21 protein-coding genes, 1 pseudogene and 1 riboswitch are annotated in these 24538 nt (G+C 71.4%); of the genes and pseudogenes, 18 read left to right on the top strand and 4 right to left on the bottom strand.

Annotated elements, in window-relative coordinates:
• The first annotated feature begins 75 nt into the window (after positions 1–75).
• The 5 genes from CFN78_RS26995 to CFN78_RS26975 all read left to right on the top strand — a co-directional run bounded on the left by CFN78_RS26995 (position 76) and on the right by CFN78_RS26975 (position 3760).
• Positions 76–414, top strand: coding sequence for an STAS domain-containing protein (locus tag CFN78_RS26995; protein ID WP_094865917.1), 339 nt, complete (start codon positions 76–78; stop codon positions 412–414).
• Positions 415–467: 53 nt separating this feature from the next.
• On the top strand, positions 468–896 hold the full coding sequence (locus tag CFN78_RS26990; protein WP_094865914.1) for an ATP-binding protein: 429 nt from the start codon (positions 468–470) through the stop codon (positions 894–896).
• 76 nt (positions 897–972) lie between these two features.
• Positions 973–2340, top strand: coding sequence for a PP2C family protein-serine/threonine phosphatase (locus CFN78_RS26985; protein WP_240519721.1), 1368 nt, complete (start codon positions 973–975; stop codon positions 2338–2340).
• Positions 2340–3392: a cobalamin B12-binding domain-containing protein gene (locus CFN78_RS26980; RefSeq protein WP_094865912.1), complete on the top strand. Its 1053-nt coding sequence runs from the start codon at positions 2340–2342 to the stop codon at positions 3390–3392. The genes CFN78_RS26985 and CFN78_RS26980 overlap by 1 nt, the downstream gene beginning before the upstream one ends.
• The gene (locus CFN78_RS26975; RefSeq protein ID WP_094865909.1) at positions 3389–3760 is read left to right on the top strand and encodes an STAS domain-containing protein; all 372 of its coding nucleotides are present in this window, start codon (positions 3389–3391) and stop codon (positions 3758–3760) included. Before CFN78_RS26980 ends, CFN78_RS26975 begins: the two co-directional genes overlap by 4 nt.
• Positions 3761–3781: 21 nt before the next feature.
• Here CFN78_RS26975 and CFN78_RS26970 read toward each other — a convergent pair whose 3' ends face one another.
• Both CFN78_RS26970 and zwf read right to left on the bottom strand, forming a co-directional pair.
• The gene (locus CFN78_RS26970) at positions 3782–5605 is read right to left on the bottom strand and encodes a glycoside hydrolase family 15 protein (protein WP_094865906.1); all 1824 of its coding nucleotides are present in this window, start codon (positions 5603–5605) and stop codon (positions 3782–3784) included.
• Complete coding sequence (zwf, locus tag CFN78_RS26965; protein ID WP_094865904.1) at positions 5602–7062, bottom strand: glucose-6-phosphate dehydrogenase; 1461 nt, start codon at positions 7060–7062, stop codon at positions 5602–5604. Before zwf ends, CFN78_RS26970 begins: the two co-directional genes overlap by 4 nt.
• Positions 7063–7141: 79 nt before the next feature.
• On the opposite strand from zwf, the gene CFN78_RS26960 reads away from it, so the two are divergent.
• The 6 genes from CFN78_RS26960 (at position 7142) to CFN78_RS26935 (ending at position 14321) form a co-directional block, all read left to right on the top strand.
• Positions 7142–8299 carry a vWA domain-containing protein gene (locus CFN78_RS26960; RefSeq protein ID WP_094865901.1) on the top strand — a complete coding sequence of 386 codons (1158 nt, stop codon included), beginning with the start codon at positions 7142–7144 and terminating at the stop codon, positions 8297–8299.
• Positions 8292–9404, top strand: coding sequence for an XdhC family protein (locus tag CFN78_RS26955; RefSeq protein ID WP_094865899.1), 1113 nt, complete (start codon positions 8292–8294; stop codon positions 9402–9404). The genes CFN78_RS26960 and CFN78_RS26955 overlap by 8 nt, the downstream gene beginning before the upstream one ends.
• A gap of 271 nt (positions 9405–9675) precedes the next feature.
• Positions 9676–10224, top strand: a complete 549-nt coding sequence (locus CFN78_RS26950) for a (2Fe-2S)-binding protein (RefSeq protein ID WP_094865896.1) — start codon at positions 9676–9678, stop codon at positions 10222–10224.
• Positions 10224–12674 carry a xanthine dehydrogenase family protein molybdopterin-binding subunit gene (locus tag CFN78_RS26945; RefSeq protein WP_094865894.1) on the top strand — a complete coding sequence of 817 codons (2451 nt, stop codon included), beginning with the start codon at positions 10224–10226 and terminating at the stop codon, positions 12672–12674. Before CFN78_RS26950 ends, CFN78_RS26945 begins: the two co-directional genes overlap by 1 nt.
• A complete protein-coding gene (locus tag CFN78_RS26940) occupies positions 12671–13525 on the top strand; it encodes an FAD binding domain-containing protein (protein ID WP_094865891.1) in 855 nt (284 codons plus the stop codon). The genes CFN78_RS26945 and CFN78_RS26940 overlap by 4 nt, the downstream gene beginning before the upstream one ends.
• Positions 13526–13559: 34 nt before the next feature.
• Positions 13560–14321: an SRPBCC family protein gene (locus tag CFN78_RS26935; RefSeq protein ID WP_094865889.1), complete on the top strand. Its 762-nt coding sequence runs from the start codon at positions 13560–13562 to the stop codon at positions 14319–14321.
• A gap of 16 nt (positions 14322–14337) precedes the next feature.
• Here CFN78_RS26935 and CFN78_RS26930 read toward each other — a convergent pair whose 3' ends face one another.
• Together CFN78_RS26930 and CFN78_RS26925 are read right to left on the bottom strand one after the other, a co-directional pair.
• A complete protein-coding gene (locus tag CFN78_RS26930; protein ID WP_094865886.1) occupies positions 14338–15567 on the bottom strand; it encodes an RNA polymerase sigma factor in 1230 nt (409 codons plus the stop codon).
• Positions 15568–15570: 3 nt separating this feature from the next.
• The gene (locus tag CFN78_RS26925; protein WP_094865959.1) at positions 15571–15981 is read right to left on the bottom strand and encodes a YciI family protein; all 411 of its coding nucleotides are present in this window, start codon (positions 15979–15981) and stop codon (positions 15571–15573) included.
• Between the two features lie 176 nt (positions 15982–16157).
• On the opposite strand from CFN78_RS26925, the gene CFN78_RS26920 reads away from it, so the two are divergent.
• The 7 genes and pseudogenes from CFN78_RS26920 to CFN78_RS26890 form a co-directional block, all read left to right on the top strand.
• Positions 16158–17099, top strand: a complete 942-nt coding sequence (locus CFN78_RS26920) for an NAD-dependent epimerase/dehydratase family protein (RefSeq protein ID WP_094865884.1) — start codon at positions 16158–16160, stop codon at positions 17097–17099.
• A 71-nt stretch (positions 17100–17170) separates the two neighbouring features.
• Positions 17171–18304, top strand: coding sequence for an FAD-dependent oxidoreductase (locus CFN78_RS26915; protein ID WP_094865881.1), 1134 nt, complete (start codon positions 17171–17173; stop codon positions 18302–18304).
• Positions 18305–18387: 83 nt separating this feature from the next.
• Positions 18388–18497: riboswitch (glycine riboswitch) on the top strand.
• 143 nt (positions 18498–18640) lie between these two features.
• Entirely contained in the window at positions 18641–21496 is a 2856-nt protein-coding gene (gcvP, locus tag CFN78_RS26910; RefSeq protein WP_094865879.1) for an aminomethyl-transferring glycine dehydrogenase, read from the top strand.
• 11 nt (positions 21497–21507) lie between these two features.
• Positions 21508–22644 carry a glycine cleavage system aminomethyltransferase GcvT gene (gene gcvT / locus CFN78_RS26905; protein ID WP_094865878.1) on the top strand — a complete coding sequence of 379 codons (1137 nt, stop codon included), beginning with the start codon at positions 21508–21510 and terminating at the stop codon, positions 22642–22644.
• 62 nt (positions 22645–22706) lie between these two features.
• Positions 22707–23081 carry a glycine cleavage system protein GcvH gene (gene gcvH, locus CFN78_RS26900; RefSeq protein WP_094865875.1) on the top strand — a complete coding sequence of 125 codons (375 nt, stop codon included), beginning with the start codon at positions 22707–22709 and terminating at the stop codon, positions 23079–23081.
• A 2-nt stretch (positions 23082–23083) separates the two neighbouring features.
• A complete protein-coding gene (locus CFN78_RS26895) occupies positions 23084–24355 on the top strand; it encodes a serine hydroxymethyltransferase (protein ID WP_094865873.1) in 1272 nt (423 codons plus the stop codon).
• A pseudogene (locus CFN78_RS26890) lies at positions 24352–24538 on the top strand (hypothetical protein); the annotation flags it as partial. The gene CFN78_RS26895 and the pseudogene CFN78_RS26890, both read left to right, overlap by 4 nt.

Here is a 24538-nt window from a genome sequence, read left to right as displayed (position 1 = left end):
CATCTCGCCCATGACGGTCTCGATCAGCCCCGGGCGAGCGAACACGATGGTACGGAAGAACCGAGAGGAATCCCCATGTTGCGGATCACCACCAGCGGCGCGGCCACAACGGTCCTGGAGGTCACCGGTGAGGTCGATCTGAGCACGGCCGACCAGCTCGCCGAGGCCATCGACGCCGCGGCGAGCGCGGACGAGGTCGAACTGGTCACCGTCGATCTGGCCGGGGTGTCCTTCATGGACTCGGCGGGCCTGCGCGTGCTGGTCTCCGGGATGAAGCAGGCCGACGCGCGGGGAGCGAAGCTGGTCGTGGCCGGTCCGCAGCCGCAGGTGCGGAAGGTTTTCGAGCTCACTGGGCTGGACGAGGTACTCGGCCTGGCGAATCCGGAGGCCAAGGGCACCACCGAGGGTGATTGAGAACCCCCGGCAGTGGGTAGCAGGGTCCCTGTAGGAGTCACGGAGCACGTCGCATGGAGGAGGTGATGGGGATGACCGCACCGGGAGTGAGCGATATCCGCGATGACGCCGACGGCACGCTGTCCCTGGAACTCGCCACGGAGCAACGGGCCCCGTCGGTGGCACGGCACGCGGTGGCAGAGGTACTGCGCGCCCTGGACGTCTCGGAGGATCTGAAGGCCGACATTCTGCTCGTCACCTCCGAACTGGTCACCAACGCCGTCGAGCACGGCGGCGCACCGACGCATCTGCGGGTGGAACGCAAGGGCCGCGAGCTGGCCGTGCGGGTGACCGACGGGGGCGGCGGGACACCTGCCGTGGCCTCACCCGATCCGCTGACCGAACGCAGCCGCGGTCTGTGGCTGGTGGACGCGCTCGCCCAGGAATGGCGCTGCGAGGAGCTCAGCGAGGGCAAGGAGATCGTCGCCCTCTTCCGCTGGTGAGCACGTTCGCGCCACCGGTTCCGTCCGGATTCGCGGGCTGTGCTCCGCGACGACGGCTGAGCCCGCGGTCGGCAGGATGAGTCAGGAGACCGTACGGATGGACACGGTGCGCGCAGCCGATGGCTCAGCGACGGACCCGGGATCGGCCGACCCCGCTTTCAGCACCAGCGCGGACACGGCGCTGGATCTCGCGCTGGACCGCGCCGCCTTCATGCAGGACGTCTCGCTGCAGCTCGCCGGATCGCTGAACGTCCGCCGCACCACGCTCCAGCTCCTGCACATGGCGCTGCCGCGGCTCGGTGACTGGGCGATGATCGCGCTCTTCGACGGACGGGGCGCGCAGCTCACCTCGGCCGATGCCGACGGCCGGATCACCGGCCCACTGGAGATCGGCCTCGTCGACGAGGAGCGGTCCGGCCTCGACCGCATCCGCCGGGTCGGCCAGACCGAGCTGCTGCACGTGGCCCTCGCTCCGGACTCCTCCAGCGCGCTGGGCACGATGATCCCGGACGACGCCATGCGCGAAACGGCGGCCGGACTGCGGCCCGCCGACGTGCTGGGCGTGGGACTGAACGCCCGCGGGGGCACCATCGGCGCACTGGTCGTCGTCCGCGGTGAGCGGCGTGGTTACGACGAGCAGCACATCGACCTGGTCGAGGAATTCGCCCGGCGTGCCGCGGTGACCCTCGACTCCGGCAGGCTCTACGAGGAGCGGGTACACGTCGCCTCGGTGTTGCAGGCGAGCCTGCGTCCGCCCCGGCTGCCCGCGATTCCCGGTGGCCGGGTCGCCGCCCGGTACCGCGCGGCGCAGGAGCACATGGACATCGGCGGCGACTTCTACGACGTGCACGGTTCCGGCGAGGAGTACTCGCTGATCGTGGGCGACGTGTGTGGCAAGGGCGTGGACGCCGCCGTCCTCACCGGGCGAGCCAGGCAGACGGTGCGCACGGCCGCCCATTTCGACAGGTCACCGTCGAGGATCCTCACCGCGCTCAACGAGGTGCTGCACGAGGAGGAGTCCGATCGTTTCGTCACGCTCGCCTGTGCCTCGGTCCGGCCGGATGCCACCACCGGGGGATTGGGCGTGCGGCTGGCCGTCGCGGGCCATCCCGCGCCGTTCGTGCTGCGGGCAGGCGGCACCGTCGAGCAGCCGGAGATCACCGGCACCCTCTCCGGTGTGCTGCCCGGGCTGCGGTACGACGAGATCGGTGTCGAACTGCTGCCCGGCGACCAGATGCTGTTCTTCACCGACGGCATCTACGAGGCCAAGGGGCCCGGCGGATTCTTCGGCATGGAGCGACTCGGGGAGATGCTGGCCCCGTACGCGGGCGCCGCACCGGAGATCCTGTGCGAGGCCGTGGAGCAGCGTGTCGTCGAGCACCTGGCCGGTGCCGCGCACGACGATATGGCGCTGCTGGCGCTGCGAGCGGGAAGCGACGGCTGATGGCCGGAGTCCGGATCGGCGAACGCTCGTTCGCCGGGGAACTGGCCGAGTTCGAGGTCGCACTGGCCGGCCCCGACACCGTCCGGGCGATCACCGTCGTCGAGCGGCTGCTGGCCGACGGGGTGGACCCGGTGCTGATCATGGAGGAGATCGTCTCGGCCGCGCAGCGCCGCATCGGCGAACGCTGGCAGCGCGGCGAGTGGTCGGTGGCACAGGAGCACGCGGCGACCGGGGTGTCCATGGCGGCGACCGAGGCCGTCGGCCGGTTCGCCGCCTCGGTGCCGGTCACCGAGGGCCGGATCGTGCTCGGCTGCGCGGAACGCGAGTGGCACGCACTGCCCGCGATGGTCGTCAGCCACGGCCTGCGCTCGCGGGGCTGGGACGTCACCTATCTGGGGGCCGCGACCCCGCCTGCCCGGTTGTCCACCTATCTGCAGGAGATCGGCCCGGACGCGGCGGCGGTGAGCTGCTCGGTACTGCGCGCCCTGCCCAGCAGCCGCAACTTCGTCGAGGCGAGCACGAGCGCGGGCATCCCCGTGGTCGCCGGCGGCTCGGCATTCGGTGTCGACGACACCAGGGCGATGGCGCTCGGCGCGACGGCGTGGGCGAGCACCGCGTTCGCGGCGATCGAGGTGATCCCGGCACTGCCCTCGGTGGTCCCGCCCGCCCGGCCGCTGCCCGCCGAACCGCTCGCGGAACAGCGGACCTTGGAGCTCAACCACGACTGGCTCGCCACCACGCTGCGCGAGCGCTGGCGGGTCGCGGACTGGCCGCGAAGCGACCTGCGACCGGACCCGGACGATCTGGACACGGTAGTCAGGGACGCCGTCGACCAGGTGCTCTACGCGCTGCAGGGCGCCCTCGTCACCGGGGACCACCGGATCGTCGGCGACACCGCCTGGTGGATCGCCGAGTTGCTGCGCGGACGTGGCCTGCCCGACGGCCCGCTGGCCGGACTCGGCGAGCTGCTGGCCGCCGAGTTGCACGAGTACCCCCTGGCCGCGGCACTGATCCGGGGCCACTGGCGGATTCCGGAGCCGATGGGGTCATGAGAGGTCTGCGCATCGACACCGAGTCCGCGAACGGGCGGACGGTGGTCCGGCTCGCCGGGGAGCTCGACTCGCATTCCGGCGATCGCCTGCGGGCCGAACTGGGCGGACTGCTCGGCGGGGCCAGCCAGGGCAGCCGGGTGGAACTGGATCTGCACCGGCTGGGCTTCATGGACTCCAGCGGGCTGAGCGTGCTCATCGGGGCCCACAAGCAGGCGCTGGCCCGCGGCGCTGAACTGGTGCTCGTCGGCGTTCCGCCCGGGGTGCACCGGATGCTGCGGATCACCGGGCTGCTGCCGGTCCTCCGGATCGAGGGTTCCGCCGGGTCCGCCGAGCAGGAGAAGGGCGAGCAGCACCAGCGCAACCGCTGAGCGCGGCCCGTCGTCTCCCTGTCAGCTCAGCGCCCGGTCCAGGTTGATCGCGGAACTGATCAGCGACAGGTGCGTGAACGCCTGCGGGAAGTTGCCGAGCTGCTCGCCGGTCAGCCCGATCTCCTCGGCGTAGAGGCCGACGTGATTGGCGTAGGTGAACATCTTCTCCAGCGCCAGTCTCGCCTCCTCGACCCGCCCGCAGCGGGCCAGCGCCTCGACGTACCAGAACGAGCAGATGGAGAACGTGCCCTCGGCCCCGTCCAGACCGTCCGGAGCCTGTTCCGGGTCGTACCGGAAGACCAGGCTGTCCACCACCAGGTCCGCCGTGATCGCGTCCACTGTGGACACGAAGCGGGGGTCGTTGGGGGAGATGAACTTGACCATCGGCATCAGCAGCAGTGAGGCGTCCAGCACCGGCGTGGCGTAGTTCTGCACGAACGCTCCGCGCTCGGCGTTCCAGCCACGATCCATGATCTGGTGGTAGATCTCGTCGCGGACGGTCGTCCAGTGCCCGAGATCGGCAGGCAGCCCGCGCTGGCGCGCCATCCGCACCATCCGCTCGATGGCGACCCAGCACATCAGCCGGGAGAAGGTGTGGTGCTGCCTGCCCTCCCGGGTCTCCCAGATGCCCTCGTCCTCGCGGTCCCAGTGCTCCAGCAGCCAGTCGAGCATCGAGCACAGGTTGGTCCAGGTGTCGTGCGAGATCGGCTCGCCGTACTTGTTGTAGAGGTAGACCGAGTCGATGATCTCGCCGTAGATGTCGAGCTGGAGCTGGTCGCTGGCGGCGTTGCCGACCCGCACCGGCCGCGAACCCCGGTACCCCTCCAGGTGGTCGAGTTCGATCTCGGTCAGCTCGGCGTCCCCGTCGATCGAGTACATCACCCGCAACGGCCCCAGATCGCCGTTCGTTCCACTGGCGAACCGGTCGGTGAGCCAGCCGATGAACGCCTCCGCCTCCTGGGTGAATCCCAGGCGCAGCAAGGCATACAGCGAGAACGCGGCGTCCCGGATCCACACGTACCGGTAGTCCCAGTTGCGTTCGCCGCCGACCTGCTCGGGCAGTCCCAGGGTCGGCGAGGCGATCACCGCGCCGGTCGGTTCGTGGGTGAGCAGTTTGAGCGTCAGCGCGGACCGGTGCACCATCTCCCGCCAGCGTCCGGTGTAGGTGGACTTCGCCAGCCAGCGCCGCCAGAACTCCACCGTCGCGTCGAAGAGCCGGTCGGCGTCGAGCAGTTCCTCCGACTCGCTGCCCGCCGCCTCCGGCTCCTCGCCCTCGCCGAGCACCTCCAGCGCGAACAGTTCGGTACGGCCGGCCTCGAGGTCGAAGCTGCTCCGTGCGTCACCATCGGACACCGACAGCTCGACGGTCGCGCTCAGCGCCAGCCGCACCGAGGGGGAGGTGAACCGGACGCCGCCGCCGACCTCCTCGGCGGTGCAGCGCTCGCGGCCGTAGTCCGGCCGGGGCGCGAACCGCACGCCCATCCGGACCGAACCGCGGACGTTGACCACCCGGCGCATCAGCCGCTGCTGGTGATCCGGATCGCGCTCACGCACGATGGGCATGAAGTCCTGCACCTCGACGATGCCGTCGGTGGTGAGGAAGCGGGTGATCAGGATGTTGGAGTCGGGGAAGTAGAACTGGTGCCGCGCGGCGATCTCGCACAGCGGGGCGATCTCCCAGAAGCCGCCCTTGTCCGCGTCCAGCAGCGAGCCGAACACACTGGGCGAGTCGAAGCGAGGACAGCAGAACCAGTCGATCCTCCCGTCCGTTCCGACGAGTGCGGCCGTCCGCAGATCGCCGATCAGGCCGTGCTCGCTGATCGGCAGATACCGTTGCGCCGTCACGACTCGGGGACCCGCCAGCCGCGCGGTCCGGGGAGACCGGCCGCGTCCTCGGGGCCCCAGGACCCCCGGGCGTACGGCTGCGCCCGCGGTGGTTCCCGCAGCACCGGGTCGCACAGCTCCCACAGCCGTTCGACCTCTTCGGCACTGGTGAACAGGGTGCGGTCGTCGCGCAGCACGTCGAGCAGCAGCCGCTCGTAGGCCTCAAGCGGCTCGGCGTCGGCGAAGGCCTCGGAGAAGCGGAGTTCGAGCTGTGCGTGATCGAGTTCCAGCGCGGGCCCCGGCCGTTTCGCCCGCAGATCGATGGTCAGCTTCGGGTCCTCGGTCAGTTCGAAGACGAGTTCGTTGGGTGCACCGTCGAAATGCTCGGCATGGTCGAACATGCGCAGCGGCGGCTCGCTGAAGCCGAGCGTGATGGTGCGCCGGGACTGGCCCATCGACTTGCCGGTGCGCAGCAGGAACGGGACGCCCTTCCAGCGCCAGTTGTCCACCCACACCTCGAGCGCCACGAAGGTCTCCACCTCCGAGTCGTCCGCGACGTCGGTCTCCTGCCGGTAGCCGGAGTACTGACCGAACACCACCCTGGACGGATCGAGCGGGCGGACTGCCTGGAACAGCTTCCGCTTCTCCGTCCGCAGAGACTCCGCGCTCAGCCGCACCGGCGGTTCGAGCGCGAGGAACCCCAGTAGCTGGAACAGGTGCGTGGAGATCATGTCGCGGAAGGTGCCGGTCGACTCCATGAACGCGGCCCGGCCCTCGATGCCGATCTCCTCCGGCACGTCGATCTGCACGTAGGCGATGTGGTGGCGGTTCCACACCGGCTCGAACAGGCCGTTGGCGAACCGCAGGGCCAGGATGTTCTGCACCGACTCCTTGCCGAGGAAGTGGTCGATCCGGAAGAGCTGCTCCTCGCCGAACACCTCGTGCAGCGCCGCGTTCAGGCTGCGGGAGGTGCTCAGATCGCTGCCGAAGGGCTTCTCCAGGATCAGCCGCGCGTTCTCGGCCAGACCGGTCTCGCCGAGCATGCCGACCATCGGTTCCATCGTGCTCGGGGGTACCGACAGGTACAGCAGCTTCTTCGTCCGGTCGCCGAGTTCCTTCTGGGCCGCGCGCACCGCCTCGGCGAGCTCGGTGCCGTCGTCCTTGGACGATGTGCGGAACGAGATCCGGGCGGCGAAACGTTCCCAGCTCTCGTCGTCGAAGTCGTCGACGAACTTGCGCACCGACTCGGCCAGCCGGTCGCGGAACTCCTCGTCGGTGCCGGGGGAGTGCCGCCCGGAACCGATGATGCGGAACTCGCCGGGCAGGATGCCGCTGCGGCTGAGCCGGTACAGGCCAGGGAAGAGCTTGCGCTTGGCCAGGTCACCGGTCGCGCCGAAGATCACGAACACGTGGGGGTCGAGGGCGTCACCGTCGGTGGTTCCGGTCGAGGTGCCCGCCGTCGCGTCGGAGTCATTCATCGTCGTTCATTGTGGTCGGCGTGTCCGCCGGGCGCGCGCTGGGCAGCGGATGCCGGTCCGGCCGGCGCACAATGGGGCCATGGGCGATGCCGGTGTGCACGAGGCCAGGGCCCGCGGCGACGGCCAGGCCGGTGACGATCCGCTGACCGGACTGGCCGGGTTCGCGGTGGTGCTGCGCGAGGCGGGGCTCGCCTGCGACGCGCACCGGGTGCAGGCCTACCTCGCCGCCGCCGAACAGCTCGACCTCGCCGACCCGGCCGCTCTCTACTGGGCGGGCAGGCTGACGCTGTGCGCCGATCCGGACGACCTGCCGCGCTACGACCAGGCGTTCGGGAGCTGGTTCACCGCAGAGCCCCCGCCGAGGTCCCGGTCCGGTGCACGGCAGCCGAAGCAGGCGCGCACGGCCGCGCTGACCACCGCCGAACGTTCCGGTTCCGGTTCCGGCGAGGACGAGCCGGACGAACTCCAGGTCGCCGCGAGTGACCAGGAGACGCTGCGCTCGCGGGATCTCGGTGAGCTGACCAGGGCCGAACGGGCACATCTGCGGGAGATGCTCGCGCGCCTGCGCGTGGACCTCCCGCTGCGCTCCTCGCCGCGGCGGCGCCCGGCCCGGCGCGGTGCCCTGGACCCGGCCCGGACGCTGCGCATGATGCTGGCCGCGGGCGGCGAACCCGTCCGGCTCGCGCGGCGGCACCGGGCGCGGCGGCCGCGGCGGATCGTGCTGCTCGTCGACGTGTCCGGGTCGATGAGCCCGTACGCCGACTCGCTGCTGCGGTTCGCGCACGTGGTGGTGCGCCGGGCACCGGGTGCCGTCGAGGTGTTCACGCTCGGCACCCGGTTGACGCGGGTGTCCCGGCAGCTGCGGCAACGCGATCCCGAGCACGCGATGCTCGCCGCGGCCCGCGCCGTGCCGGACTTCGCGGGCGGCACCCGGCTGGGCGAGACCTTGCGGGTGTTCCTGGACCGCTGGGGACAGCGCGGTGTCGCCCGGCGGGCGGTCGTCGTGGTGTTCTCCGACGGCTGGGAACGCGGCGACGTGAGCCTGCTCGGCGAGCAGCTCGCGCGCACCCGCCGCCTCGCGCACGCGGTACTCTGGGTCAATCCCCACGCCGGCCGCGACGGCTACGCCCCCGTCCAATCCGGAATCGCGGCGGCGCTTCCGCACATCGATCGCCTCCTGGCCGGGCACAGCCTGGCCACCCTCGAACGGCTCTTGCTGGAGATACGCGATGCATGACGTGCTCGACGAAGTTCACCGGCGCTGGGCCGCGGGCGAGACCATCGGTCTCGGCACCGTGGTGGCGACCTTCTCCTCCGCGCCGCGTGCGCCCGGTGCGGCCATGGTGGTCGCCGAGGACGGCACGGTCACCGGCAGCGTCTCCGGCGGCTGCGTGGAGGGCGCCGTCTACGAACTGGCCCAGCAGGTGATGGCCGACGGGGAGCCGGTGCTGCAGCGGTTCGGGGTCAGCGACGACGACGCCTTCGCCGTCGGCCTCACCTGCGGCGGCATCATCGACATCTACACCGAGCGGATCGACCGGGAGTCGATGCCCGAGCTGCCGCTGGTGGTGGCGTCGGTCCACAGTGGAGAGCCGGTCGCCGTCGCCACGGTGGTCGAGCATCCGGACCCGGACCGGGTGGGCAGGCGGCTGATCGTCTGGACCGACCGGCAGTCCGGCGGGCTCGGTTCGGACCGGGCGGACGACGCCGTCGCCGACGACGTGCGCGGCCTGCTCGCCACCGGGCGCACCGAGGTGCTGCACTACGGCCCGGAGGGCCAGCGTCGCGGCGAGGGCATGGCGGTGTTCGTGAACTCCTTCGAACCGCCGCCACGGCTGCTCGTGTTCGGGGCCATCGACTTCGCCTCCGCGATGGCCGGGCTCGGTTCCTATCTCGGTTACCAGGTGACGGTCTGCGACGCGCGTCCGGTTTTTGCCACCACCACACGGTTTCCGCAAGCGGACGAGGTCGTCGTCGACTGGCCGCACCGGTATCTGCGCGCCGAGGCGGACGCCGGCCGGATCGACCGGCGGACCGTGGTGACGGTGCTGACCCACGACCCCAAGTTCGACGTGCCCCTGCTGGAGGTCGCGCTGCGGCTCGATCTCGGTTACGTCGGCGCCATGGGTTCCCGCCGTACCCACGACGATCGGGTGAAACGCTTGCAGGAGGCGGGTCTGAGCGAGGCGGAGCTGTCCCGGCTCGCCTCGCCGATCGGGCTCGACCTCGGCGCGCGGACGCCGGAGGAGACGGCGGTGTCGATCGCCGCCGAGATCATCGCGCTCCGCTGGGGTGGCGGCGGCAGCAGGCTCGCCGAACTCGACGGACGTATCCACGGCTGAGGCGCCGGTTTTTCCGCTCCACTGAAAACGGGCGGCCGCCCGGCCCGCGTTCTCCGCAGAATCGGACCTTCCGTCGCGTTGTGTCCGCACGCGCGGATCGGGTCCCGGTGACGGCTCGGTCGCCGACTTGTCCGATCGTGGCAAAGGGAGCAGTCTTTTGTGTGTTGCCGATCACTGTGCCGTGCACGTGGTCGGTTGCGGTGATTTTTCGAGCACGTGTCGCCACAAGCGGTCCGCTCGCCCCGCGGATCGCGCCACCACTGGAGGCCCCATGCGCATCACCGTCACAGTCGACGGGACCAGTTACACCGATGATGTCGAGCCGCGCACGCTGCTCGTGCACTACCTGCGCGAGCGCCTGGGCAAGGTCGGCACCGTGGTCGGTTGCGACACCAGCAACTGCGGCGCCTGCACCGTGCACCTCGACGGTCAGAGCGTGAAGTCCTGCTCCGTGCTCGCCGTGCAGGCGGACGGAGCCGAGGTCGGCACGATCGAGGGCCTGGCCAGGGACGGCAAGCTGCACCCGGTGCAGCAGGCGTTCCACGACAACCACGCGCTGCAGTGCGGTTTCTGCACGCCGGGAATGATCATGCAGTCGCTCGACCTGCTCGCGGAGAATCCCGATCCGGACGAGCAGGCCGTCCGCGAGGGTATCGAGGGCAACCTCTGCCGCTGTACCGGATACCAGAACATCGTCCGGGCGGTGCGGGACGCGGCGCACCACATGCGCCCGGGAGCGGGCCCGGACGCCGAGCGCATGTCCGACCCCAACGTCGCCGACGCCTCGCGTACGGCCGACATCGCCGGAGGTGGTGAGTGATGACGTCCACGATCGAGCCCGAGGTAGGAAAAGCCCGTCTGCGCAAGGAGGACGCGCGGCTGATCACCGGCCGCACCCGGTGGACCGACAACATGACGCTGCCCGGTCTGCTGCACATGGCCGTGCTGCGCAGCCCGTCCGCGCACGCCAGGATCACCGCCATCGACACCGGGGAGGCCAAGCGCGCCTCCGGTGTCATCGCCGTGCTCACCGGTGCCGACATCGCCGACGAACAGGGCAGCCTGCCGTGCGCGTGGCCGATCACTCCGGACATGAAGAGCCCGGACGCCCCGTCGATCGCGGTCGATCACGTCGCCTTCGCCGGTGAGGCGGTCGCCGTGGTCATCGCGCGCAGCGCGGCCGAGGCGTACGACGCGCTCGAACTGATCGACCTCGACCTGGAGGACCTGCCGGTCGCGCTCGACCTGGAGGAGGCCACCCGGGACAGCGCCACGCTCGCGCATCCGGATCTCGGCACCAACAACAGCGCCACCTGGGTGTTCGACTCCGGCGAGGCGGGCAGCGGAGAGGACGTCGAGAAGGCGATCGCCGAGGCGGAGGTGGTGGTGGAACGCCGGTTCCGCCAGCAGCGCCTGATCCCCGCGTTCATGGAGCCGCGCTCGGTCGTCGTCGACCCGACCGGTGACCAGTTCACCATGTGGTCGTCCACCCAGGTGCCGCACATCCTGCGCCTGATGCTGGCGATGACGCTCGGCGTGCCCGAGCACAAGGTCCGGGTCATCGCACCGGACGTCGGCGGTGGTTTCGGCGGCAAGCTCCAGGTGACCCCGGAGGAGGTCATCACCTTCCTCGCCGCCCGCAGGCTCGGCAAGCCGGTGAAGTGGACGGAGTCGCGCTCGGAGTCGCTGCTGTCCGCCCACCACGGCCGCGACCAGGTGCAGCGGCTGACCATCGCGGCCCGCCGCGACGGCACCGTCACCGGGCTGAAGGTCGACCTGCTGGCCGACATGGGCGCCTACCTGCGCCTGGTCAGTCCGGGTGTGCCGGTGCTGGGCGCGTTCATGTTCAACGCGATCTACAAGATCCCCGCCTATCGGTTCTCCTGCACGAACGTGTTCACCAACAAGACGCCCACCGACGCGTATCGGGGGGCAGGACGTCCCGAGGCCACGTTCGGCATCGAGCGGATCATGGACGAGCTCGCCGTCGAGCTGGACATGGACCCGCTGGCGCTGCGCGAGAAGAACTGGATCTCCCACGAGGAGTTCCCGTACACCACCGTTTCCACGCTCACCTACGACTCCGGCAACTACGAGGCCGCCACCGAGAAGGCGAAGGAACTCTTCGACTACGACGGTCTGCGCCGGGAACAGGCGGAGCGGCGTGAGCGCAGGGACCCGGTGCAGCTCGGCATCGGCGTCTCGACGTTCACCGAGATGTGCGGGCTGGCCCCGTCGCGGGTCCTCGGCTCGCTCGACTACGGCGCGGGCGGCTGGGAACACGCCTCGATCCGGATGCTGCCGACCGGCAAGGTGGAGGTGGTCTCTGGGGCGACCCCGCACGGCCAGGGACACGAGACGGCGTGGAGCCAGATCGTCGCCGACCAGCTCGGTGTCGGCTTCGACGACGTCGAGGTCCTGCACGGCGACACCCAGTCCTCACCGAAGGGGCTGGACACCTACGGTTCGCGCTCGCTCGTCGTGGGCGGCATCGCCGTGGTGAAGGCGGCGGAGAAGGTGGTGGCGAAGGCCCGCACCATCGCCGCGCACATGATGGAGTGCTCACCGGACGATCTGGAGTTCGAGGCGGGCAAGTTCACCGTCAAGGGCACCGACAAGTCGACCGCCATCCAGGACATCGCGCTGGCGGTGTTCGCCGCGCACGACCTGCCGGACGGCATCGAGCCCTCACTGGACTCGCAGGCCTCCTACGACCCGGAGAACTTCTCCTTCCCGCACGGCACCCACCTGTGCGCGATGGAGGTGGACACCGAGACCGGGCAGGTCAGCGTCCGCAAGTACGTCTGCGTGGACGACGTCGGCACGGTGGTGAACCCGGTGATCGTCGAGGGGCAGATCCACGGCGGGCTCGCGCAGGGCATCGCGCAGGCCCTGTTCGAGGAGGCCGTGCACGACGAGTCGGGCACCCTCACCACCGGTACCTTCGCCGACTACCTGCTGCCATCGGCGGCCGACCTGCCTTCGTTCGTCACCGATCGGACGGAGACGCCGTCGACGACGAATCCCTTGGGAGTCAAGGGTGTCGGTGAGGCCGGCACCATCGCCTCGACCCCCGCGGTGGTCAACGCCGTGCTCGACGCGGTGCGCCAGTACGGCGTGTCCGACATCGAGATGCCGTGCACCCCGATGCGGGTGTGGGAGGCGATCAGGACCGGCGCCTCGGCCGCGGGTGGACTCGGTACGGAATCCGGCGGTGGCCTGGGTTCCATGGATTCGCAAGGTTCCGCGACGGCCGGAGGTGCCCAGTGATCCCCGCTGCGTTCGACTACACCGCTCCCTCCACAGTGGACGAGGCGATCCGCGCGCTGGCCGACGCCGGTGAGGACGCGAAGATCATCGCCGGCGGGCAGAGTCTGCTGCCGGTGCTCCGGATGCGGCTGGCCGCGCCGACCTCGCTGATCGACCTCGGCAAGATCGCCGAACTGCGCGGCGTCCGGGAGGACGGCGAGCACCTGGTGATCGGCGCGATGACCACGCACCACGAGGTGCAGCGCGATCCGCTGATCGCCGAGCACGCCGCGCTGCTGGCCAGGGCGACGGACACGGTGGCCGATCCGCAGGTCCGGCACCGGGGCACGCTCGGCGGCGCCGTCGCCCACGCCGACCCGGCGGGCGACCTGCTGGCACCGGTGCTCGCGCTCGACGGCGAGCTGGTCGTGGCGGGGGCGGACGGGCGGCGCACCGTCGCCGCCGCGGAGTTCTTCCAGGATCTGTTCACCACGGCCATGCGGCCGGAGGAGATCCTGGTCGAGATCCGCGTGCCAAAGCACACCGGCTGGCGTGCGCACTACGAGAAGTTCAACCGGGTCGCGCAGGCCTGGTCGATGATCGCGGTGGCCGTCACGGTGCGGACCGAGGGCGAGTCGATCGCCGAGGCCCGCGTGTGCCTGACCAACATGGGGTCCACCCCGCTGCGCTGCACCGCGGTGGAACAGGCACTGGTCGGGCAGCGGGCGTCGGCGGAGCAGATCCGCGCGGCGGCCGAGCACGCGGCCGAGGGCACCAGCCCGCCGGTCGACGGCAACGCCGACGCCGACTACCGCAGGCATCTCGCGCGGGTGCTCACCGGCCGTGCGGTGTCCGCCGCGGTCACCGCCTGACGCGACAGTTCGCCTACCGAAGGGAGATCGGCCCGTGCGGCTCGACCACCAGTTCACTGTCCCGGCCACCGTCGAGGAGGTGTGGAAAGCCGTCATCGATCCCGAGCGCGTCGCCCCGTGCATGCCGGGTGCCACGCTCACCGAGGTCGACGGCGACACCTTCCGGGGGACGGTGAAGGTCAAGCTCGGGCCGATCTCCTTGACGTACAAGGGAAACGGCGAGTTCGTCGAGAAGGACGAGGGGGCCCGCCGGGTGGTGATCAAGGCCTCCGGCAAGGACGCGCGCGGTGGTGGCAGTGCCGCGGCGACCGTCACGCTCACCCTGACCGGTGACGGCGGATCCACCAACGGCGCGGTGGAGACCGACCTGAACGTCACCGGCAAACCCGCGCAGTTCGGCCGCGGTCTCATCTCCGAGGTGAGCGGGAAGATCCTCGACTCCTTCGCCGACTGCCTGTCGACGAAGCTGGGTTCCGGTTCCGCGGAGGGGGAGCCGAGAGCACCCCAGGCCGCCGCCGGAGCCGCGGCGGCCGCCGGGCAACCGCTCGCGGACACCCCGCCACCGAGGCCCGCGCCGCGCCCGGCGCCGGCGCAGGCCTCGCCCGAGGAAGCACCCCGGAACGCCGCCCCTCAGGAGGACGCGCCCCGCAAGGACACGCCCCGGGAAGGCGGGGCCGAGCCGATCGACCTGTTCGACTACGCGGGCGGTTCGGTGACCAAGCGGGTCGCTCCCGTTCTCGGCGTCGTGGCCGCGGTGCTCGCGGTGGTGGCGATCGTCCGGGCGATACGGAAGTAGACACACCCTGTGCCGGTCACCGCCCGCCGTCCAGGCGGGCGGCCCGGCCGTGCAGGTACCGCTGCCGTGGCAGGCTGGTCGTCCGCGCCGCCGCGGCCCGGTACGAGGCGCGCGCCCCGGTAAGGTCACCGCTCATCTCCCGTAGATGGGCACGGACGGCGTGCAGCCGGTGGTCCTCGGCGACCCTGGCGTCCCCGTCCAGGTCGTCCAGCAGCGCCAGACCCGCCGCTGCGCCCTGGGACATGCCGACGGCGACCGCGTGGTTCAGGGCCACCACCGGGTTATCCGAGATCCGCAGCAGCAGGCCGTACAGCGCGGTGATCTGCGGCCAGTCCGTGGCCTCGGCGCGGGGCGCCTCGTCGTGCAGCGCGGCGATCGCCGCCTGGAGCTGGTACGGCCCCGTCCGGCCACGGGGCAGGGTCGCGGTGATCAGTGTGACGCCCTCGGCGATCCGCTCGGCGTCCCAGAGCCCGCGGTCCTGCTCGGCCATCGGGATCAGCGCCCCGTCCGGCCCGGTGCGTGCCGCCTTGCGCGCGTCGGTGAGCAGCATCAGCGCGAGCAGTCCGGCGACCTCACCGTCCCCGGGAAGCAGCCGGTGGACGGTGCGGGTGAGCCGGATCGCCTCGGTGGCCAGTTCGTCGCGGCGCAGGTGCGGGCCGGTGGTGCCGGCGTAGCCCTCGGTGAAGATCAGGTACAGCACGTGCAGCACCGAGGCGAGCCGCCGTGCGCGCTCGGCCGGTCCCGGCATGGCGAACGGGACGCCACTGTCCCGGATGCGCTGCTTCGCTCGGGTGATGCGCCGCGTCATCGTCGCCTCCGGCACCAGGAAGGCGCGGGCGATCTCCGTCGTGGTCAGTCCGCCGACGGCCCGCAGCGTCAGCGCGATCTGCCCCGCCGGGGTGAGGGAAGGGTGGCAGCACAGGAAAAGCAGCACCAGCGTGTCGTCCGCGTCGGCCACCGGCGACCGGCGGTCCTCCGGCAGCTCCCACCGGGCGACGGTGTCCTCCCGGCGGCGGCGTGCCTGCTCCGCGCGCAGCAGATCGGTGAGCCTGCGCGAGGCGACGGTGATCAGCCAGCCGTGCGGGTGCTCCGGTACACCCTCGGCCGGCCACTGCGCCGCCGCGGCCAGCAGTGCCTCCTGTATCGCGTCCTCGGCCGCGTCGAAGTGCCCGTACCGCCGGACCACCGCGCCGAGGACCCGCGGCGCCACCCGGCGCAGCAGGTCCTCGACCTCGGTGCCGGCCACGGCTCAGCCGTCCAGTTCGTCCCGGGACTCGACGAGCGGGCGCACGTCGGCGTACGCGGTGGCGGCGACGTGCGGGGGCGCCGGGCAGGCGCCGAGCCGGGCGGCGATCTCGGTGGCGCGGTCGATACTCACGCAGTCGACGATCCAGTAGCCGGCGAGCACTTCCTGCGTCTCGGCGTACGGGCCGTCGGTGACCACCGGCGTGCCCTCCGGGCCGTTGCCGACCCGCCGGGTGTGCACTGGGGCGTCCAGGCCCCGCGTCTCGACCAGTTCCCCGGATTCCGCCAGTTCGGCGGAGAACGCCTCCATGAACGCGCCCATGGCGGCGAAGTCCTCCGGCGCCCAGGCGGGACCGTCGCCGGGGGCGCCCGCCATGCCGTCGTAGTCGAGCTGCGAGGCGTAGGTCAGGATCATGTACTTCACGGTGTGCTCCTCTCGCCGGCACCCGGTGCGGCGCCGTTCACCCGGTACGTCGGTGCCGCCGGGCCGGACCGGACACGTGCTCGCCACCGGTTCCGACATTGTTACCCGGACCCGCGTTCCCCGCCGCTGTTCGCGCGACGGACCCGCGGGCGCCTAGGCTCGGCCGGATGCGCATTCTCGTACTGGGCGGCACCTCGTTCGTCGGCCGCGCCATCGTCGAGGACGCGCTGGCTTCCGGCGCGGAGGTCACCCTGTTCGGGCGGGGCCGCACCGGTATCGGTCTGTTCCCCGCTGTGCCGAGGCTCCTCGGTGACCGGGACACCGGCGACTACACGGCACTGGCGCACGGCGAATGGGACGCCGTCGTGGACGTCAGCGGGTACGTGCCGCGGCACCTCCGGCAGGCGATCGACGTGCTCGGCGAGCGGGCGGGCCGGTACCTGTTCATCTCCACCAACGCGGTGTACGCGGCTTCCGCCGGGCCGGGGGCGGACGAGGACGCGCCGCGCAGGCCCGCCGAACGGGACACCGAGGAACTGCGCGAGGAAACCTATGGCCCGCTCAAGGTCGCCTGCGAGGACGAGGTCCGCGCCCGGTACGGCGACCGCTGCGTCATCGTGCGGCCGGGAACGGTGGCCGGGCCGCACGATCCACGGGACACGTTCACCTACTGGGTTCGCCGCGCCGCCCGCGGCGGACGGGTCGCGATTCCCGGCGATCCGGACCAGCCGGTGCAGGTGCTCGACTCACGCGACCTCGCCCGGCTCGTCACCCGGCTGCTCGCCGACGGCCACCGAGGCGCCTTCAATGCCGTCGGGCCCGCCGAACCGGTCACCCTCGCCGGGCTGGTCACGATCTGCGCCGAGGTCGCGGGCAGCGAGGTCGAGCTGGTGCCGGTTCCGCCGGGCCCCGAGCCGTTCCCACTGGTCCGCACCGATCGGGACAGCCAGTGCCGCGACGCGGGCCGGGCACGTGCGGCGGGCCTTCCCGCGACGCCGCTGGCGGTGACCGCGGCCGGCGTCCTCGCCTGGGACCGTGCCCGCGGTGAACCACCCCTGCTGTCCGGGCCCACACCCGCGGAAGAGCTGCGCCTGCTCGTCCCGCACTGACCCCGGTGCGATCCTCGCCACCGGTGGTCCCGCGCCGGAAGGTCCCGCGCCCCCCGCGAGTTGTACCCGGCGTGCGAGAAGCAGCCCCTGCCGCCGAGGTCCACCGGGCCGACGTCGTGGTGATCGGCGCCGGGCAGGCCGGGCTGTCCGCGGCGTTCTTCCTCCGCCGTTCCGGCTACCCGAACTGGCGGCGAGGCGCGGAATCCGGTTTCCTCGTGCTCGACCACGCCGCCCGGCCGGGCGGCGCCTGGCAGTACCGCTGGCCGACGCTGAGCCTCGACCGGGTGCACGGGCTGTACGACCTGCCCGGCATGGCGTTCGGCGAACCGGACGGGCGGCGGCCCGCGGCGGAGGTGGTGCCGGAGTACTTCGGACGTTTCGAGCGCACCTTCGACCTGCCGGTGCTGCGGCCCGCCGAGGTGCGTGCCGTCCGGGACGCCGGCCGGGAGCCCGGCGGAGCGGTCACGGCGGGCAGGCTGATCGTCGAGAGCGACGCCGGGAGCTGGGCCGCCCGCGCGGTGGTCAACGCCACCGGCACCTGGGACCGCCCGTTCTGGCCGCGCTACCCGGGCCAGGAGTCCTTCACCGGCAGGCAGTTGCACACCGCCGGCTACCCGGGTCCCGGTGAGTTCCGCGGCCGCCGCGTGGTCGTCGTCGGCGGCGGGACCTCCGCCGTGCAACTTCTCATCGAGATCGCCTCCGTCGCCGCCGAGACCACCTGGGTGACGCGCAGGCCGCCGGTCTTCCGGGAGGGCCCGTTCACGGCGGAGCTGGGCAGGGCCGCGGTCGCCCGGGTGGACGAGGCGGTGCGCGCGGGCAGGCCGCCGGACAGCGTGGTGGGCGTGACCGGCCTGATGCTGACGCCGGAGGTTCGCGAGGCGAGGGACCGCGGAATCCTGGACCGGCTGCCGATGTTCGAGCGGATCACGCCCCGCGGTGTCGCCTGGGCGGACGGCACCGAGCGCCGAGCCGACGTCATCCTCTGGGCGACCGGGTTCCGTGCCGCGATCGACCATCTCGCCCCGCTGCACGTGCGCGAACCGGGTGGCGGGATCGTCATGGACGGCACCCGCGTCGTCGCCGATCCCCGGCTGCATCTGGTCGGTTACGGTCCGTCGGCGAGCACCGTCGGCGCCAACCGCGCGGGCCGCGGCGCGGTCAGGGAGATCCGGGAACTACTCGCCCGCGTCCCGTCCGGCCTGTGATCCCTTCGTGCGCCGCCCGGGTAGACGTGGCCAGGCGCGGCGCGTACTTTGGCGGTTCGACGACAACTGCAGATCGGGCTGAACGAGCCGAAGCGGGAGAGTCCCCGTAGCGACGTGAAGGTACGCCGCAGGCGGGGCACCGAAGGAGCAAACTCCCCACCAATCTCTCAGGTACAGCTACCGCTTCGAGCCAGGCCACTCTGGAAAGCAGGCGCACCCGCGCCTCACCAACGGTGCAAGTCGCGTCCACGCGGCGAAGCTCTCAGGTCCCATGACAGAGGGGGAGTTCCCGAGCACGGCGGCACCGATGCCGTGCGCGACAAGAGGAGCTCCCGCATGAGCAGCGGATCTTCGGCGTCCAGGCACACCTTCGTCTCCCGGCACATCGGCCCCGCGGCCGCCGAACAGGCCAAGATGCTCGCCGAGATCGGTTACGGCAGCGTCGACGCGCTGGCCGACGCCGCCGTCCCCGCCGCCATTCGGTTGAGCAGCGAGCTGGATCTTCCTCCCGCCGCGTCCGAGTCGGAGACCACCGCCGAACTTCGTGCGATCGCCGCGCGCAACCGGCCGATGGTGCAGATGATCGGCCTGGGCTACAGCGACACGGTCACCCCCGCGGTCATCCGGCGCAACGTGCTGGAGAGCCCCGCCTGGTACACCGCGTACACCCCGTACCAGCCGGAGATCTCCCAGGGCCGCCTGGAAGCACTGCTGAACTTCCAGACCATGGTCGCCGACCTCACCGGCCTGACCACGGCGAACGCCTCGATGCTGGACGAGTCGACCGCCGTCGCCGAGGCCGTGCTGCTGATGCGCCGCGCCTCGAAGTCCACGTCGGCCACGGTCGTGCTGGACGCCGAGTGCCTGCCGCAGACGATCGCCGTGGTGCGCACCCGCGCCGAGGCCGTCGGCATCGAGGTCGACGTCCGCGAGCTCGCCGACGGGCTGCCGGATGAGTTCTTCGGTGTCGTCGTGCAGTACCCGGGTGCCTCCGGCATGCTGCGCGACGCCGACTTCTACGCCGGGATCGGTGCGGCCGCGAAGACCGCCGGTGCCCTGTACTGCGCCGCCGCCGACCTGCTCGCACTGACCGTGGTGCAGGCGCCCGGCGAGTTCGGCGCCGATCTGGCCGCCGGCAACACGCAGCGCTTCGGTGTGCCGCTCGGCTACGGCGGCCCGCACGCCGGTTTCCTCGCCGTGCGCGGTGGCCTGGAGCGTTCGCTGCCGGGCAGACTGGTGGGCGTCTCGGTGGACGTCGCGGGTGCGCCCGCCTACCGCCTCGCCCTGCAGACCCGCGAGCAGCACATCCGCCGGGAGAAGGCCACCTCCAACATCTGTACCGCTCAGGTCCTGCTCGCCGTGGTGGCCGGGATGTACGCCGTCTACCACGGCCCGGACGGCCTGCGCGCCATCGCCGAGCGGGTCCACGGCCAGGCCGCCGGTCTCGCCGCGGCGCTGCGCTCCGGGGGCGTGGAGGTGGTGCACGGCCACTTCTTCGACACGGTTCTCGCCCACGTCCCCGGCCGCGCCGCCGAGGTGGTCGCCGCGGCCAGGGCGGACGGGATCAACCTCGGCCCGGACGGCGCCGACCACGTGCGGATCGCCTGCGACGAGAAGACCACCGGGGAGGTGCTGGACCGGGTACTGCGCGCGTTCGGCGTCCCCGGCGGGCAGGCCGCCGATTCGGCGGCGGGTGCGGCGCTGCCTGGCGGGCTGGCCCGCACCACCGGCTACCTCTCGCACGAGGTCTTCGGTACGCACCGCTCGGAGACGGCGATGCTGCGGTACCTGCGCGGACTGTCCGATCAGGACTACGCGCTGGATCGCGGGATGATCCCGCTCGGCTCCTGCACGATGAAGCTCAACGCCACCACCGAGATGGAGCCGATCAGCTGGCCCGAGTTCGCCGGCCTGCACCCGTTCGCCCCGGCCTCCGACGCCGAGGGTTACGGCGAGCTCGTGGACCAGCTCTGCGGCTGGCTGGCCGAGGTCACCGGCTACGACTCGGTGTCCCTGCAACCCAACGCGGGCAGCCAGGGTGAGCTGGCGGGCCTGCTGGCGATCCGCGCCTACCACCGCGGCCGCGGCGACACCGGCCGTGACGTCTGCCTGATCCCGTCGTCGGCGCACGGCACCAACGCCGCTTCCGCGGTACTGGCCGGGATGCGCGTCGTGGTGGTCGCCTGCAACACCGAGGGCAACATCGACACCGCCGACCTCAAGTCCAAAGTGGACGCGCACGCGGACTCCCTCGCGGCGATCATGGTCACCTACCCGTCCACGCACGGCGTCTACGAGCATGGCATCGACGAGCTGGCCGCGCTGGTGCACGACGCGGGCGGTCAGGTCTACGTCGACGGCGCCAACCTCAACGCGCTGCTGGGCCTGGCGAAGCCGGGGCGGTTCGGCGGCGACGTCTCGCACCTGAACCTGCACAAGACGTTCTGCATCCCGCACGGCGGCGGCGGGCCCGGCGTCGGGCCGGTCGCGGTGCGCGCGCATCTCGCGCCGTACCTGCCCGGCCACCCGCAGCGTCCGGACCTCGACGCCGGCATCGGCCCGATCGCGGGCGCGCCGTTCGGCTCCGCGTCGATCCTGCCGATCTCCTGGGCGTACGTGCGGATGATGGGCGCCGAGGGGCTCACCCAGGCCACGAAGGTCGCCGTGCTCGCGGCGAACTACGTCGCCTCCCGGCTCGGCCCGCACTACCCGGTGCTCTACGCGGGCCAGCACGGGCTGGTCGCCCACGAGTGCATCCTGGACCTGCGCGGGCTGACCAAGCGCACCGGCGTCACCGTCGACGATGTGGCGAAGCGGCTCATCGACTATGGCTTCCACGCCCCGACCATGTCGTTCCCGGTCGCGGGCACGCTGATGGTGGAGCCCACGGAGAGCGAGGACCTTGGCGAGATCGACCGGTTCTGCGACGCGATGATCGCCATCCGCCGGGAGATCGACGAGGTCGCGGCCGGGCGCTGGAGCGTCGAGGACAGTCCGCTGCGGGGCGCGCCGCACACCGCGGAGATGCTGGCCGGCGACTGGGACCGGCCCTACGACCGGACGCTGGCGGTCTATCCCTCGGGGGTGTCGCCGCGCGGGAAGTACTGGCCGCCGGTCCGCCGCATCGACGGGGTGCACGGCGACCGCAACCTCGTCTGTTCCTGCCCGCCGCTGTCCGCCTTCGAGAACTGAGGTCATCCGCCGTGAGCACCACCTCCGCACCCACCCTCTCGCCGCTGAACTCGGTGCACACCGAGCTCGGCGCGCTGTTCACCGACTTCGCGGGCTGGAACATGCCGGTGCGTTACTCCAGTGAACTGGCCGAGCACAAGGCCGTCCGGGAGACCGCGGGCCTGTTCGACCTGTCTCACATGGGTGAGATCTTCGTGTCCGGCCCGGAGGCCGGGCTGGCGCTCGACCACGCCTTCGTCGGCAACCTCTCCGCGGTGAAGGTCGGCCGCGCCCGCTACACCATGCTCTGCCACGACACCGGCGGTGTGCTCGACGACCTGGTGGTCTACCGGCTGGCGGAGAACGAGTTCCTGGTGGTCGCCAACGCCTCCAACGTCGCCGTCGTGGCGGCCGAGCTGCGCGACCGCTCGCACGGCTTCGGCGCCGAGGTCGTCGATCGTTCGGCCGAGTACGCGCTGATCGCCGTGCAGGGGCCCGCGTCCGCCGCGATCCTCGGTGCCGTCTGCGAGGCGGATCTCGACGCGCTGAAGTACTACGCCAGCGTCCCGGCGGTGCTGACAGGCCCCGGCGGGCAGCGTCACGAGCTGCTGCTCGCCCGCACCGGATACACCGGCGAGGACGGCTTCGAGCTGTACGTCGCCGCGAACGAGGCACCGGCGGTGTGGGCGATCCTCACCGGCGCGGGTGCCCCGCACGGCCTGCTGCCCGCGGGCCTCGCCTGCCGCGACACCCTGCGGCTGGAGGCGGGAATGCCGTTGTACGGCAACGAACTCAGCGTCGCCTCGACGCCGTTCGAGGCCAACCTCGGCCGGGTGGTCAAGTTCGAGAAGCCGGGCGGTTTCGTCGGCAGGGCGGCGTTGGAGAAGCGCCGCGACGCCATCGAGGCCGACGGTGCGGAGAAGGTGCTCGTCGGCCTGCGCGGAGAGGGCCGCCGTGCCCCGCGCGCCGGGTACCGGGTGCTCGACTCCGAGGGCGAGGCGATCGGCGAGGTCACCAGCGGTGCGTTGTCGCCGACACTGGGCCACCCGATCGCGCTGGCCTATGTGCCGCCCGCGTTCGCCGAACCGGGTACGACGCTGGCCGTGGACATCCGCGGCACTTCGGCCGGAGTCGAGGTCGTCACCACCCCGTTCTACAAGCGCACCTGAGTAGTCCCTCGCACGTGTGGGTGGCCGCGCCGTCCGGTCCCGACTTTGAAAGGCTTACCGGTATGACCGTTCCTGAGAACCTGAGCTACACCAAAGAACACGAGTGGCTGAGCATCGACGGCGATGTCGCCACCATCGGCATCACCAAGTTCGCCGCCGAGGCGCTGGGCGACATCGTCTTCGTCCAGCTTCCCGAGGTGGGTGCCGTGGTGACCGCCGGCGAGGAGTGCGGGGAGATCGAGTCGACCAAGTCCGTGAGCGAGCTCTTCGCCCCGGTCAGCGGCGAGGTCGTCGAGGTCAACGAGTCCACTTCGGATGCGCCGGAGATCGTCAACTCCGATCCCTACGAGCAGGGCTGGCTGTTCAAGGTCCGCACCACCGAGGTGCCGGAACTGCTGGACGCGGGCGCCTACACCGAACTCACCCAGGAGGCGTGACCATGTCCTCGTTCGACGCCAATCTGTCCACTGTGGACCCGGAGGTCGCCGAGGCGGTGGCCGCCGAGCTGCACCGCCAGCAGTCCACCCTGGAGATGATCGCCTCGGAGAACTTCGCCCCGGTGGCGGTGCTCGAGGCTCAGGGTTCGGTACTGACCAACAAGTACGCCGAGGGATACCCGGGCCGCCGCTACTACGGCGGCTGTGAGCACGTCGACGTCGTCGAGCAGCTCGCGATCGACCGGGCGAAGGAACTCTTCGGCGCCGAGCACGCCAACGTCCAGCCGCACTCCGGTGCGCAGGCCAACGCCGCCGCGATGTTCGCGCTGCTCAAGCCCGGCGACACGATCATGGGCCTGGATCTGGCGCACGGCGGGCACCTGACGCACGGCATGCGGATCAACTTCTCCGGCAAGCTGTACAACGTCGTGCCCTACCACGTCGACCCGGAGTCCGGGCAGGTCGACATGGCCGAGGTGGAGCGGCTGGCCGCCGAGCACCGGCCGAAGATGATCGTCGCGGGCTGGTCGGCGTACCCGCGTCAGCTCGACTTCGCCGAGTTCCGCAGGATCGCCGACACCGTGGACGCCACGCTGATGGTGGACATGGCGCATTTCGCCGGACTCGTGGCCGCCGGGCTGCACCCGAGCCCGGTGCCCTATGCCGACGTCGTCACCACCACCACGCACAAGACCCTCGGCGGTCCGCGTGGCGGCATCATTCTGTGCAAGCAGGAACTGGCGAAGAAGATCAACTCGGCCGTCTTCCCCGGCCAGCAGGGCGGCCCGCTGGAGCACGTCATCGCGGCGAAGGCGGTGGCGCTGAAGGTCGCGGCGAGCGAGGAGTTCCGGGAGCGGCAACAGCGGGTGCTCGACGGCGCGAGCACGCTCGCCGCCCGGCTGTCCGAACCGGACTGTGCCGAGGTGGGCGTCCGGGTACTCACCGGCGGCACCGCCGTCCACCTCGTCCTGGTCGACCTGGTCAAGTCCGAACTGGACGGCCAGCAGGCGGAGGACCGGTTGCACTCGGTGGGAATCACCGTGAACCGCAACGCCGTCCCGAACGACCCGCGCCCGCCGATGGTCACCTCCGGTCTGCGGATCGGCACCCCGGCGCTGGCCACCCGCGGTTTCGACGCGGCGGCGTTCACCGAGGTCGCCGACATCATCGCCACCGCACTGGGTTCCGGTTTCGACGAGGGTGTCCGTACCTCGTTGCGGGCCCGCGTCGCCGTGCTGGCCGAGAAGTACCCGCTGTACCCGGAACTCCCGTGACCTGCGGGACGTCCGGCGCTTCCCCCGGGCCGGCGGCGGACGCCGCCGGCCCCGGCGGGCGGAAGTTGTTGCGGCTCGAGGTGCGTAACAGTGAGACGCCGATTGAGAAGAAGCCGTCGTGGATCAAGACGCGTGCGCGGATGGGTCCTGAGTTCACCGAGTTGAAGGGTTTGGTGCGCCGGG

This window comes from Amycolatopsis antarctica (genome assembly GCF_002262875.1).
Lineage (GTDB): Bacteria > Actinomycetota > Actinomycetes > Mycobacteriales > Pseudonocardiaceae > Amycolatopsis > Amycolatopsis antarctica.
This window is presented reverse-complemented; position numbering and strand designations above follow the sequence as displayed.

Excerpts from the sequence above, each read along its gene's own strand:
- CFN78_RS26995 (WP_094865917.1), top strand. The coding sequence starts at position 76 with ATGTTGCGGATCACCACCAGCGGCGCGGCCACAACGGTCCTGGAGGTC.
- CFN78_RS26990 (WP_094865914.1), top strand. The coding sequence starts at position 468 with ATGGAGGAGGTGATGGGGATGACCGCACCGGGAGTGAGCGATATCCGC.
- CFN78_RS26985 (WP_240519721.1), top strand. The coding sequence starts at position 973 with ATGAGTCAGGAGACCGTACGGATGGACACGGTGCGCGCAGCCGATGGC.
- CFN78_RS26980 (WP_094865912.1), top strand. The coding sequence starts at position 2,340 with ATGGCCGGAGTCCGGATCGGCGAACGCTCGTTCGCCGGGGAACTGGCC.
- CFN78_RS26975 (WP_094865909.1), top strand. The coding sequence starts at position 3,389 with ATGAGAGGTCTGCGCATCGACACCGAGTCCGCGAACGGGCGGACGGTG.
- zwf (WP_094865904.1), bottom strand. The coding sequence starts at position 7,062 with ATGAATGACTCCGACGCGACGGCGGGCACCTCGACCGGAACCACCGAC.
- CFN78_RS26960 (WP_094865901.1), top strand. The coding sequence starts at position 7,142 with ATGGGCGATGCCGGTGTGCACGAGGCCAGGGCCCGCGGCGACGGCCAG.
- CFN78_RS26955 (WP_094865899.1), top strand. The coding sequence starts at position 8,292 with ATGCATGACGTGCTCGACGAAGTTCACCGGCGCTGGGCCGCGGGCGAG.
- CFN78_RS26950 (WP_094865896.1), top strand. The coding sequence starts at position 9,676 with ATGCGCATCACCGTCACAGTCGACGGGACCAGTTACACCGATGATGTC.
- CFN78_RS26945 (WP_094865894.1), top strand. The coding sequence starts at position 10,224 with ATGACGTCCACGATCGAGCCCGAGGTAGGAAAAGCCCGTCTGCGCAAG.
- CFN78_RS26925 (WP_094865959.1), bottom strand. The coding sequence starts at position 15,981 with ATGATCCTGACCTACGCCTCGCAGCTCGACTACGACGGCATGGCGGGC.
- CFN78_RS26920 (WP_094865884.1), top strand. The coding sequence starts at position 16,158 with ATGCGCATTCTCGTACTGGGCGGCACCTCGTTCGTCGGCCGCGCCATC.
- gcvP (WP_094865879.1), top strand. The coding sequence starts at position 18,641 with ATGAGCAGCGGATCTTCGGCGTCCAGGCACACCTTCGTCTCCCGGCAC.
- gcvH (WP_094865875.1), top strand. The coding sequence starts at position 22,707 with ATGACCGTTCCTGAGAACCTGAGCTACACCAAAGAACACGAGTGGCTG.
- CFN78_RS26895 (WP_094865873.1), top strand. The coding sequence starts at position 23,084 with ATGTCCTCGTTCGACGCCAATCTGTCCACTGTGGACCCGGAGGTCGCC.